This is a genomic window from Arcicella sp. GW821-FHT09D11, from assembly GCF_059416265.1.
Genome location: NZ_JBWKOV010000010.1, coordinates 104,175 through 117,466 on the forward strand (window position 1 = coordinate 104,175; position 13,292 = coordinate 117,466).

Sequence of the window (13,292 nt, forward strand, 5' to 3'; positions counted from 1 at the left end):
CTTACAGCTCACGGCTCAAAGCTCATCACTTAATCCGTAAACATTGAAGCAACTTCTCAAAAATAGTATTATTTTCATAAAATCCACTGAAAAGTTGTGCATTAGGTCCATAAGCAACTACTGGAACCATAATGCCCGAATGATCGCTGGTACTGAAACTCCCCTCTATTTTACCCGTTTTAAAATCACCATCTAATAACGACAATCCTCCTGTTTCATGGTCAGCCGTAATCACGATAGTCGTTTCTCCATTTTTATCAGCATATTCTAGGGCTTTACCTATTACTTTATCAAAATCAAGCATTTCGTTGGCAACATAATTTAACTGATTGGCATGACCACCCCAATCAATTTTTGAGCCTTCTAACATCAGGAAAAAACCATTTGGAGACGTACGCTCTAATTGTTTCACTGCGGCATCAAAAGCTTCAGAAAGGTATTCACCTCTACCTTCATGCTTTGGACGCACTTCGTTTTTATCAACAAATACAAAAGCTTTCTCTTTCGTATTTGCCTTTTTTAGCCCTTCAATGGTCGTAAATACTTTACCATTTTTCTTTAGTTTCTCTAGTGTTTCCGCTCTAAAAGATTCTATTCCCGCCCCAATCGTTAATGAAATTGGACTTTTGGGCAGGTCATCAGCAATTAGCTGGAACCAATCTCTTTCGGGTTCATGTGCATAGAAACTCGCTGGGGTGGCCCCTGTGATTTCTTCCGAAACCACCAACCCTACTTTTATCTTCTTTTTGTCTAAAATTTCCGATATGTTTTCTAACGGTTGCTGTTGGGTATTCATCCCAATATAACGATTATTCGTTTTTTCACCTGTTGAAAATGCAGTTGCTCCTGCCGCAGAATCGGTACAAAAACTATCTGCTGAATTAGTTTTAGAGAAACCAATATTTTTGAAATTTGTCCAGTTTAATTTTCCACCATTAGCAGCTATCCCACTATAAATTTGGGATAAACCCATACCATCACCAATCAAGAATATGACATTCTTAGAAGGCTTCTTTATTCCATCTGATTGATAGGTAGGCAAATAAGGAATGTGTTGAGCAATAGGCTTACCTGAGTAAGCTGTTAAGTTTTTAATGTAGTTAGCCAATTCTGATAAATTATCTGAGCCTATGTAATCAACCTCTAATTTCATTAAAGCTTTGTAAGCTGTCAACGAATTAGGGACTGCCCAAAACCGAACTTGTTTTCCAATATGATGAACAGAATCAACAAAATTCTTAATCTTTAGGTACTGCGGTGCTGTAATGAGACCTTTGCCATTCCAACGCGTAAAATCTGTAATACTGGTACTGATTAACGCAACTCTTTCAAAACTTTTAGGCGAATAGCTTTGTCTAGGGCGACCATCAAAGTAGAAAATATCATCAAATTTATCAAAGTCTATACTTAATGGCATATCACCACTGATAACAATCTGCACCGCATTAGGATTATGCTTTAAATCAAAATAGTTACGATAAGGCTTTAATTGTGCTTCTAAAAGCTTTAAGGCTTCCGCTCCATCTTCTTTGATGTCAATTAATAATTGTAGGCGTTGTCCGTCTTGATAGGCCTTCCCATTATTCTGATTGATTTGCTTCAATAATGGTTCAAGATATAACGATTTGAAAGTACGGTTCAGAAGAATGGATTCTTTTTCATGTGCCACTACCAACTCTTCTCCTTGTTTGAAAACATCGGCTTCAATCATTCCAAAGTGCAAAGCGTATGCTTCATAAAAAGGTAAATCATGCAAATAATCATTGTGTGCATGCGTATTTTTCATAGAATAGCTCATGGGTTGAGCCAAGGTCTTTGTTGCAATAGTAAAGAGTAAAAAAAGGAGGATGTGTCTTTTCATATTGTTGATAGCAATGAAGATTGTTAAAAGTTCAAAATTATCCTTCCAATGTTAGGAAATCGTTATCTGTAAATTAATCAATCAGTTAATAAGACCGTTACGATGAACTTTCAAAAGAGAAAAGATATTATTTAACTAAGGCGTAAAATTAACCAATTCTTGATTTATTTATATTTTTTTATTTTTTCTAGGAAACATTCTATTCCTATTTTTTTAGAGGGTATTATATTTCCAAACAGCTATAAATATATCAAAATGATACAATAGCCTATAAAGCAAACCAAAATGTTTGAATATATTTGGTCAACCAAATAGACTATCAGCATGAGCACTTCCATTCAATAGCAATACTTAACATTATGATTCAAATAAAATACCAACGCATTTTATTATTTTTCGCCTTTCTGTTGCCTTGCAGGTTTTCACTTGCACAAGACCATTTCTTGAAACTAACAGATGCGATTCAGCTTGGCTTAGAAAATTACAATTCAATTAAAGCCAAAAACAGTTATCTAAAAGCGTCACAAGCCTTGGTAATAAATGCACAAAAGCAATTCCTTCCTGATGTAAACGTGGCGATTCAAAATAATTATGGTACAGCGAATGGGCAGTTTGGCTCACTCTATTCTTATAGAGGTGTGGGGATGGCAGCTTCTGGACCAAGTTCAGCAAGCCAAAACTGGAATACTGCCTTTGGTGCTTTGTATGCTTCTAACGTCAATTGGGATGTTTATACCTTTGGTCGTTTAAAAGCTACCGTAGATATCGCCAAGTCGCAAGTATCAAGAGATTCCTTAGATGTTTTGCAAGAAAAATTTGCGCATACTATCAAAATTACGGCTGCATATTTTAATTTGTTGGCGGCACAAAAATTTGTAGAAATCAGCCAGCAAAACCATAAAAGAGTGGTGGCATTACGTGAAGTAATTAAAGCTAGGACTTTAAGTGGTTTGAATGCAGGAGTAGATTCTTCCATTGCTAATGCGGAAGTTTCTAATGCAAAACTTAGCCAGATTGATGCACAAAACCTTGAAATACAAGCAAGTAATCAATTAGCTATTTTATTAAATACGTCTGCTAAACATTTTCAGTTAGATAGCCTGTATTTCTCTAAAATTCCGAGTCAACTTGGTTCATCATTAGCTATTGAAAATAACCCAACGTTGCTGTTCCTTAAATCTCGTATTACAATCGCTAATAATACACAAAAATTATTGAGTAGAAACAAGCTACCTGTTATCAGCTTATTCGGTGCTTTTCAGTCTAAAGCCTCTGGTTTTGACTATGACTATTCTCCTGATAATCATCACGTTGATCAAAGTTATTTTTCAGGAATTGCTCCATCCAGAAGCAATTTCATTGTAGGTGCGGGTATGTTCTGGAATTTCATGTCACCGACCAAAATCAACCATCAAATCAAAGCACAACAATTTATTAGCGAAGGCTTAAAAAGCGAATATGATTTGACGGAAAACCAATTGGAAAGTCAGATGATTTTAGCAGACCAACGCATCGAAAATGCTTTGCTTACTTATAAAGAATCTCCAATTCAATTAGAGGCCGCTCGCAATGCTTATGAACAAAAAGCCGTATTGTATAAAAACGGATTATCAAACATCATCGACCTGACGCAAGCTTTATTTGTATTGAACAGAGCCGAAACTAATATTAGTGTAGCTTATGCCAATGTTTGGCAAGCTTTAGTCCTTAAAGCGGCCAGCAACGGAGATTTCGATTTACTCATCAAACAAGCCAGATAATAATGAATTTAATTAAAACAGCTTTACGCAAACCTATCACAATACTTGTATTAGTAGCGGGCTTGTTATTCTTTGGTATCAATGCCATTCGGAATATCAAAATTGATATTTTCCCAGATATGAATATGCCCGTAATTTATATCTCTCACCCATTTGGTGGCTATACGCCTACCCAAATGGAATCTTTTTTCGGGCGTCAGTATGTCAATCTTTTATTATACGTTTCAGGGGTTAAAAGTATAGAAACCAAAAATATACAAGGCTTAACCTTGATGAAACTTACTTTTTACCAAGGTACTAACATGGCTCAGGCCGCAGCAGAGGTTTCAGCCTTTAGTAACCGAGCCCAAGCTATTTTCCCGCCTGGTTCACAACCACCTTTTATTTTACGTTTTGATGCCTCTACTTTACCCGTAGGACAATTGGTACTAAGTAGCCCGATACGGTCGAATAATGAATTATCAGACCTTGCCAATACTTATATTCGTTCCTCTTTTACCTCTATTCCAGGGTTAATTTCACCTGCTCCGTTTGGTGGAAACGTGCGAACAGTAGTCATCAAAGCTGACCCAGAACTGATGCGGTCGCATAATATGACGGTTGACCAAATTGTTGAAGCCATTCGCCTTAACAACCAAACATCTCCTTCTGGAAATGTGCGGGTAGGCAATTATAACTACATTACGCCCGCTAACACAACCATTAAAACCATTAAAGATTTTGAAAACATTCCTTTATTTAAGGGCGGCGTACAAAACCTTTATATGCGTGATGTTGCGGTAGTAGAAGATGGTGCCGATATTACAGGGAGTTATGCTTTAATCAATGGTAAACGTTCTGTATATCTGGCCATTACCAAATCATCTACTGCCTCTACGTGGGAAGTTGTTCAAAACCTCAAAAAGAACCTTCCTCGCTTACAAAGTCTTTTACCAGAAGATGTAAAACTCTCTTATGAGTTTGACCAATCAGTTTATGTAATCAACTCTGTAAAAAGCTTACTGACAGAAGGGGCCATTGGTGCCATCTTAACGGGCTTGATGGTTTTGCTATTTTTAGGGGATGCTCGTGGTGCTTTGATTGTAATTCTGACCATTCCAACGTCGGTTATTGCAGGCGTACTCTTTTTGCAATTAAGTGGACAAACCATCAATATCATGACGCTGAGCGGTCTTTCATTAGCTATTGGTATTTTGGTCGATGAGTCCACGGTGACCATTGAGAATATCCACCAACATTTAGACCTCGGCAAGCCCAAGGCACTGGCCATCTGGGATGCCTGTAAAGAAATTGCCTTTCCGAAGCTATTGATTCTTTTCTGTATTTTAGCCGTATTTGCACCTGCTTTCACCATGACGGGTATTCCAGGGGCTTTGTTTTTACCCTTGGCATTAGCCATTGGGTTTTCAATGTTGGTTTCCTTTCTTCTATCACAAACCTTTGTGCCTATCATGGCCAACTGGATTATGAAAGGACATAAGCATGAGCAATCACATACTACCAATTTGCACGATAATGAAGATTTTATTGCCTCTAATATTACTGTTGAATCAGAATTTAACCAGATTACCCAGAAAAAAGGTCATGTAGAACATCCTGCTAAAAAACTAAGTTTATTTGACCGATTCAGAAATTCTTTCCTCTCATTTCTTGAAAGAATCATTCCTTTTCGTAAACTCGTGGTGGTTGGTTACTTAGTAATTATTTCAGGAGCCGCCTTTCTATTTCTCAGTACGATTGGTAGAGATGTTTTACCAAAGACTAATGGTGGACAATTTCAAGTACGCTTGCGTGCCAAAGAAGGAACAAGGATTGAACGGACGGAACAGAAACTGATTCAATCGATTGCCATTCTTGAAAAAATGGTGGGTAAAGAAAACATTTCTATCACATCATCATTCATTGGACAACACCCTGGGCTTTTCTCGACCAGCCCGATTTACTTATTCATGAGTGGTCCTCAAGAAGCAGTTTTACAAGTTCAGTTAAATGAAGAATATGAAACTGATTTAGAAGAGTTAAAAGATGACTTTAGAAAAAGAATCAAAGCTACTATTCCAGATCTGAAGCTTTCTTTTGAACCTATCGAATTGACTGAAAAAATATTAAGTCAAGGTTCGCCAACGCCTATTGAAGTACGTTTGGCAGGTAGAAGCAAGAAGAACAATGAAGAATATGCGAAGAAGCTTATCGAAAAATTAAGTCAGATTAGCTATTTGCGTGACGTACAGTTAGGACAGCCTATCAAGTACCCAGCGATTAATATTAATATCGACCGTGTTAGGGCTTCGCAATTGGGTGTTGATATGAATGATATTTCTAGAACACTCACAGCCTCAACTTCTTCTTCACGTTATACAGACAAAAGTGTTTGGGTAGATGAAAAATCAGGGCTGACTTACAGTGTACAAGTACAAATTCCTGAAAATAAAATGACGAGTATAGGTGATATCGGAGAGATTGCTTTGTTGAAAAATTCAGCAAGACCTGTTCTAAGCGATGTAGCCACGATTCAAAGTGATACCATTTATGGCGAAAACGATAACTTAGGGGCTATGCCAACGCTTTCGGTAACAGCCAATTTATACAAGAAAGATTTAGGAACAGCTACGGAAGACGTAAGTAAAGCCATTGCTTCGCTAGGAGAATTACCTCGTGGATTGACCGTTGAGCCAATTGGTCTAAGCAAGGTTTTAACAGAAACACTAGATAGTTTACAGTCAGGATTATTAGTAGCAATTATCGTTATTTTCTTGATGTTGGCAGCAAACTTCCAGTCATTCAAAGTATCTATCGTGATTCTTACCACTATTCCAGCCGTAGTATTAGGCTCGTTAGTAATGTTGAGGTTGACTAACTCTACCTTGAACTTGCAATCTTATATGGGTATCATCATGTCGGTTGGGGTATCTATCGCTAATGCTGTTTTATTAATTACCAATGCTGAACAATTAAGAAAAGTATCGGGGAATGCTTTGGAAGCAGCTAAAGAAGCGGCTGCTTTGAGGATTCGCCCTATTTTAATGACTAGTGTGGCTATGGTAGTAGGGATGATTCCGATGGCTTCTGGCCTAGGCGAAGGTGGCGACCAAACATCTCCATTAGCTCGTGCCGTTATTGGTGGCTTAATTGCTTCAACCTTTGCAGCATTAATTATTCTGCCTTTGGTATTTGCTTGGTTCCAAGAGAAAACATCGATAGAATCTGTTTCCTTAGATCCAGAAGATGAGGAAAGCAAACACTATATTCCTACGATTTATAAAAGAGATATTGGTAATTAATATTATCCGAGACATAGATATAACTTAAAAGCTAAAGGCTCAAAAGCTTTTAGCTTACAGCTAAAAAATAAGACCATGAAATCAAAAGTTATCAATTCAATTTTTACTATTGTTGCCTTCTTTACGGCCACAATACTTTTAAACAGTTGTGGTTCTTCTGAAGCTAAAAAAGAAGAGAAAACACAAACGCCAACAGTGCATAGCATAGAGACCTTTTCTTTGGAAAAAGGAATGATGTCAACCAATATTCAAATTCCGGGAGAATTAATCGCCAAACATAGCGTTGATTTATATGCCAAAGTAAACAGTTTTGTCAAGAAAATGAACGTAGATGTTGGCTCAGAAGTAAGAGAGGGGCAATTGTTGGTCACGATGGAAGCACCAGAATTATCAGCCCAACTAGCAACTTCAGCATCAAGGCTACAATCACAAGAAGCGATATATGCGGCTAGTAAAGCTAATTACGACCGTCTTTTACAAACTAGTAAAACACCTGGGACAATTTCGCCAAACGAGTTAGACCAAGCTTTAGCACGCAAAAATGCTGATTTTGCACAATTGGATGCTGCTAAATCAGGCTATAAAGAAATTGCTGATAACAAGAACTACTTAGAAATCAGAGCTCCTTTTAATGGTTTTATTACTGCTCGTAATATTAGTGTGGGTGCTTATGTTGGTCCTTCAGGAAAAGGCTCTGAGTTCCCTCTGTTTACTTTACAAGATCAGAAAAAATTACGCTTAATTGTATTAATACCAGAAGCTTATACTTCGTATTTGGGCGAAAAAAATGAGATAACTTTCACGGTAAAAGCATTTCCAAGTGAAGTATTCAAAGCTAAAATCAATCGTGTAGCAGGAGCATTAGATACAAAGTTCCGCTCAGAACGAATTGAAATGGACATTGATAATAGTAGTAAAAAACTATTGCCAGGGATGGTTGCTGAAGTAAAAATATCCTTCCCTGCTACGGAAAAGACCTTTGTCGTTCCTAAAGCTGCTGTAGCGAATGCTCCAGAAAAAGTATTCGTTGTGAAAATTGTAGATAACAAAGCTGTTTGGATAGAAGTAAGAAAAGGCAGAGAGGCAGATGGTAAAGTAGAAATTTATGGCGACTTATCCGAAGGCGACCAATTAGCAAAAGTAGCTACTGAGGAAATTAGAGAAGGCGTTGAAGTGAAGGTTAAGAAATAGATGGAGATTTTAAGACGAAAGACATAAGATGTAAGACTAAAATGAAAATATAAAATCTTAGCTCTTATGTCTTGTGTCTAGCTTCTTGTGTCTAAAAGTCTTGTGTCTTTCGTCCTAAAGTCCACCCTTAAAATTCTTTCTTTCTAACAAAAAACACTGTATTTTTGCATCCTGATATGCAAAAAAAATCTTTCATAATACGGTTATTTAGCACATTTTTGGTGTGTCAGATACTTATGCTTTCGGTTTATGGACGAACGCTTTCGGTACAACAAGCACATCATTTTGGTAAAAATAAATGCAAAATTGATAGCCCCAGTGAACGCCATCATATCAATTCAAACATTCGCATACTACTTGCCTTAAATACAATTGATGCTCACCGTGAGATTTTTCCTTCGATTTATTCCCTTAGAAACATTTCGCTAGTAGCCTTCCAATTTGAACCGACATCATTTTTTAAATATCATTTTTATCAAATTTTATTTGAGCATTTTATTGCCAAAAATGCTCCGTGAGTTCTTTATTTTTAAACAATTTCATAAAATCTTTACAATGACTTTGATTGTTTTCGTTATTCAATCATTAGTTTTATCAATTTATCGCTTTTCTTATTTAGTAATATCCTCTAAAAATGAAAAGCACGACCACTTTCCCCTGAATATTTTATTCAGGAAATAATCCTTTTGTAACACATCAGGATTCCAAAATCATATTATTATGTGGAATACAATTGCCAAATTAATTATCCAATATCGCCTTCTTTGGATAGGAATTATTCTTAGTTCAACTGTTTTTATGGGTTTTGAAGCTAGTAAAATTGAGCTTTCGTATGAAATAGCAAGGATTTTACCTTCTTACGACCCTATCGAAAAAGAATACCAAGAATTTCGTAAAAGATTTGGCGAAGACGGAAGTATCATGGTGATTGGCTGGCAATCACCCAAACTTTTTGAGTTAGAGAAATACCAAAATCTAGTTAAGCTTACAGAAGATATTAAGCGTTTAGAAGGTATCAAAAATATCATTTCAATCGCAAATTTATACGAGTTAAAACGGAATGATTCTCTTAAAAAATTTGAAGTAGTACCGATTCATAGTAGTGCTACAATTACGCAAGCAGAGCTAGATTCAATTCAGCAAAAAGTGTTAGCCTTGAAGTTTTATGAAGGCATGGTGATTAACCATGAAACCAATACGGCTTTGATGGCCATTACTTTCAATGAAAAGACACTCAACTCAGCGAAAAGAATAGCGATTGTCAACGAAATCAAAAAAATAGCCAATGATTTTTCAATAAAGACTAAAACAGAATTACACTATTCGGGTATGCCCTTTATTCGTACGGCTACCATGTTGAAAGTTTCTAAAGAAATGAAGCTTTTTATGGGTTTAGCCATTTTAATTACGGGCTTAATCCTTTGGTTCTTCTTCCGTTCTATTCGTTTCACTATTCTATCCATTTTTGTAGTGTTGATTGGTGTAATCTTTTCACTAGGAACACTCCAATTATTGGGTTATAAAATCACGATTCTTACGGGACTCATTCCGCCATTATTAATTGTAATCGGGATTCCAAATGCTATCTTTTTAATTAATAAATACCAAGCTGAATTAGTCTCGCATGGCAATAAAGACGTTGCCTTGACCAATATGGTTACGGGTATCGGGCTTTCTACCTTCTTAGCAAACGTTACTACGGCCATTGGCTTCGGCGTTTTTTACTTTACAAATAGTAGTCTTTTGGTTGAATTTGGGGTAATTGCGGCGCTTAATGTCATGATTACTTACCTGATTTGTATCTTTTTAATTCCGATTGCATTATTCTATATGGGACTGCCAAAGTCTCGCCACTTAAAGCATTTAGAGGTAAAATGGATTAACACATTTTTATCTAAAATCAATTACTTGGTGCATAACAAGCGAAGTGTCATTTATTCAGCGGTTTTTGTGGTAGTCTTAATTTCTGCTTATGGTATTACCAAAGTACAAGTAATTGGTTATGTCGTAGACGATTTACCAAAAAATGATCCAATTTATACCGATTTAAGGTTTTTTGAAAAGAATTTCAATGGAGTTTTACCTTTTGAAATCATGATTGATACCAAAAGACCTAACGGGATTTTTGATAATCAGGCTCAAACATTATACAAAATAAAAGCGTTGCAAAACAAAATGCGTGCTTATAAAGAGTTCTCAAAGCCTTTGTCGATTGTAGAAGCTACCAGATTCCTGTACCAATCTTATAAAGGTGGCGAAGCCAAGTATTTTATCTTGCCAAACATACTGGAGCTTTCTAAACTAACGGAATATGTGCAAAATGGTGGTGCATCCTCTAAGCAATTCAAATCGTTTTTGAATGAAGATAAAAGCGTTACACGTATCAGTTTCCAAATGGCAGATGTTGGTTCTTTGCGTATGAAAGAGCTCATTGATGAAATCCGCCCGCAAGTTGATGCTATTTTTGACCCTAAAGAATATAAAGTGAGCCTGACGGGTCATAGTTTGGTTTTCTTGAAGAGTAATGACTACTTATTATCGAATCTATACGAAAGTTTATTGATTGCTATCGGCTTAATCGCTGTCGTTGGAATGGTTTTATTCCGTTCTATTCCAGTAATTATTCTATCAAAACTTCCTTGTTTAATTCCCTTGGCACTGACGGCGGGATTGATGGGCTTTTTAGATATTCACTTTAAGCCTTCTACTATCTTAGTATTCAGCATTACTTTCGGTATTGCTTCAGATGGAACGGTATATTTCTTGACAAGGTACCGTCAGGAATTATATGAAAAAGGACATACTGTGTCACAAGCCATCACCAATAGTATTTTCGGTACAGGTTTAAGTATGGTTTACACTGCCATTATTCTTTTCTGTGGCTTCTCTATTTTTGCAGTATCAAGCTTTGGTGGTACAGCAGCAATGGGTGTAATGGTTTCTATTACGCTTTTAGTAGCGATGATTACTAACTTAATATTATTACCCTCTTTGTTATTAACAATTGCTGAATATCAGAAAAAGAAATAAGCTTTATGAAACATAAAAAAACCGTCGTTTGTTAAAATACAAACGACGGTTTTTTTTATGTTTTGGTAGCTAAATCTAGTTTTTCAAAGAATATAAATTACTGTTATTCAAATACTTATTGATTACCGAACGAATTTCTGCTTGACGTTTCGTCGCATTTTTCTCTCCCTTCGCTTTCAATGATTCTACTAAATCATCTAATTCTTTCCATAACATCTTTCCATCATCTGATTTTGCTTTTAAGCTAATTCCTTTGTTCTGAGCAATCAACTGTCCCCATACAGTACGAACATCAACCCAATATTCACGGTTTTTAGCCCAGAATTCAGTTGCTATCTTACATTTTTCATCATCAATTTTTTTGTAATCGTTCAATCCTTTTTCTTGTGCTAATAACTTATCGCCTGAAGCATCGCGAATCACTTTATCATTATCTTGCTCATGTAAATAGCCAGCAGGCGTTACATGGATACGATTGTTTCTTCTCAATACTTGATAGTCTGAACGCTTGGTATATTCTCTTCTTGGAAGTGGCGCATCAGTAATATTTGCCCAAAGGTGTTGGCCATCTTTATGAATCCAAGAAGCTGTACCTTCATAACGTGGCATATCGTTTACTTCAAAAACAGATTGAGACCACTGTCCCTTCACCTGATTTTTAGGCAATTGCGTAGCCTTCCAAGTCATTCCTTTGTCAAACGCCAATAGGTCAGTATTTTCATACTGCCAGTCTTCACGCCAATGTTTTATGACCATCGTATCGTTAATAACCAACAAGTGCATTAATACCAATTTGTCTTTGCTTTCTTCATCCACAAAAACCCATTCTCTTCCTCCCGTTACGTAACGGTCGTGATATTGATAGCTTTTATCGGGTGCAAAGGTTTCTGCATAACTGAATTTTATATCAAAACAGCCACATTGACCTTTAATGGCAGCAATATCTGTACTTTTTTGAGCATTTGCTAAGATTGATACTCCCATCAATACCATAGCGAAGAATAGTTTTTTCATTTTATTTTAGACATTTTTTTACGTGAAAATTCCTGTGAGTGATTAATATTGTTTGATTTTTGTTTGGTTTTATTCCTACGTCCCCACCAGATATAAAAGCCTGTTACGGGTAGGCTTCCTCCAATGAGGGTTGCAAAAAACATAGCGATTCGACCAGGTAAGCCAAATATGCTTCCGATATGAATATCATAATTTAGTCTTCTAAGCTTCTCTCCTCCATTCATGTCGGCATAAGCTCCATGTCCAATTTCAGCCAAGCTGTATTGGTCAAAAGAATAATCATCTGACTGATATGCTTTCTCTTTCGGGATGATATAAAAGCCAATTATTGAAGAATCTGCCTCAGGAATTGAGACATACATTTCTCCAATATTATTCTTGTATTTAGTTAGCATCTTTAAATACAAAATGTCTACTCCATTTTTGGGTGCCACTGTTCCTTTTTTGATAGACAATGCCTGTGGTTCTTCTACAGGTATTTCACCCCCGCTAGCTAGCCAATACTCTGCTTTACTGACAGATTCAAACGTCCAAACTAAACCAGAGAGGGCTGCAAATATGACAATCCATGCACTATAAAAACCTAGTACATTGTGTAAATCATAGTTTTTACGTTTCCATTTTACATTCTCTTTCCATCTTATCCAAAAGCGTTGCTTGGCAGCAGCTTTATTTTTGGGCCACCATAACACAATACCTGTTATTAATAAGATAGTAAATAATAGCGTACCCCATCTTACCATTTCTCCTCCGATTTCACCTAGCCAAAGCGTATAATGACCTGTAATGACGATGCTAAAAAAATCATTTTCATCATTTACTACTTTCAGTACTTCGCCCGAATAAGGATTGATATAAGCCGATGCTCTAAAGTCTGTTCCTCTATAATAAACCACGACTGATTTTCCTTCTTCAAAATAAGCCACCGTTGAAACAATTTGCTTAGGAAACTGCTTTTGTACTATTTCTTTTAGTTGAGAAGGAAGTAAAAAAGGTTTGTTCTGTTTTTCTACATGTCTATAAGACTGCGTCCAGTTTTCTATTTCTGGCGAGAATGCCCAAATAGCACCTGTTATACATACCACAAACACGACTATCCCCGATGCTAAACCAAGCCATAAATGTAAGAGCCCTGATATTTTTTTTAATGTCATC

General features: G+C 36.5%; 7 protein-coding genes. 4 read left to right on the forward strand and 3 right to left on the reverse strand.

The features are described 5' to 3' along the window. Positions 1 to 25: 25 nt before the first annotated feature. Positions 26 to 1,861 carry an alkaline phosphatase gene (locus AC07N0_RS20545; protein ID WP_494590795.1) on the reverse strand — a complete coding sequence of 612 codons (1,836 nt, stop codon included), beginning with the start codon at positions 1,859 to 1,861 and terminating at the stop codon, positions 26 to 28. Positions 1,862 to 2,220: 359 nt separating this feature from the next. Between AC07N0_RS20545 and AC07N0_RS20550 the strand changes: the two genes are divergently transcribed. The 4 genes from AC07N0_RS20550 to AC07N0_RS20565 all read left to right on the forward strand — a co-directional run bounded on the left by AC07N0_RS20550 (position 2,221) and on the right by AC07N0_RS20565 (position 11,123). Then, on the forward strand, positions 2,221 to 3,621 hold the full coding sequence (locus AC07N0_RS20550) for a TolC family protein (protein ID WP_492804256.1): 1,401 nt from the start codon (positions 2,221 to 2,223) through the stop codon (positions 3,619 to 3,621). A gap of 2 nt (positions 3,622 to 3,623) precedes the next feature. Beyond that, positions 3,624 to 6,902 (forward strand): efflux RND transporter permease subunit, encoded by a 3,279-nt coding sequence (locus tag AC07N0_RS20555; protein ID WP_492804254.1) that lies wholly within the window; start codon positions 3,624 to 3,626, stop codon positions 6,900 to 6,902. Between the two features lie 75 nt (positions 6,903 to 6,977). Then, the gene (locus AC07N0_RS20560; RefSeq protein ID WP_494590796.1) at positions 6,978 to 8,093 is read left to right on the forward strand and encodes an efflux RND transporter periplasmic adaptor subunit; all 1,116 of its coding nucleotides are present in this window, start codon (positions 6,978 to 6,980) and stop codon (positions 8,091 to 8,093) included. 720 nt (positions 8,094 to 8,813) lie between these two features. Beyond that, positions 8,814 to 11,123 (forward strand): efflux RND transporter permease subunit, encoded by a 2,310-nt coding sequence (locus AC07N0_RS20565; RefSeq protein WP_494590797.1) that lies wholly within the window; start codon positions 8,814 to 8,816, stop codon positions 11,121 to 11,123. 75 nt (positions 11,124 to 11,198) lie between these two features. Here the strand turns inward: AC07N0_RS20565 and AC07N0_RS20570 are convergent, their stop codons facing one another. Continuing rightward, positions 11,199 to 12,137 (reverse strand): DUF6607 family protein, encoded by a 939-nt coding sequence (locus tag AC07N0_RS20570; protein ID WP_492804249.1) that lies wholly within the window; start codon positions 12,135 to 12,137, stop codon positions 11,199 to 11,201. Continuing rightward, positions 12,134 to 13,291 carry a PepSY-associated TM helix domain-containing protein gene (locus AC07N0_RS20575; protein ID WP_494590798.1) on the reverse strand — a complete coding sequence of 386 codons (1,158 nt, stop codon included), beginning with the start codon at positions 13,289 to 13,291 and terminating at the stop codon, positions 12,134 to 12,136. Before AC07N0_RS20575 ends, AC07N0_RS20570 begins: the two co-directional genes overlap by 4 nt. Position 13,292: the final 1 nt, after the last annotated feature.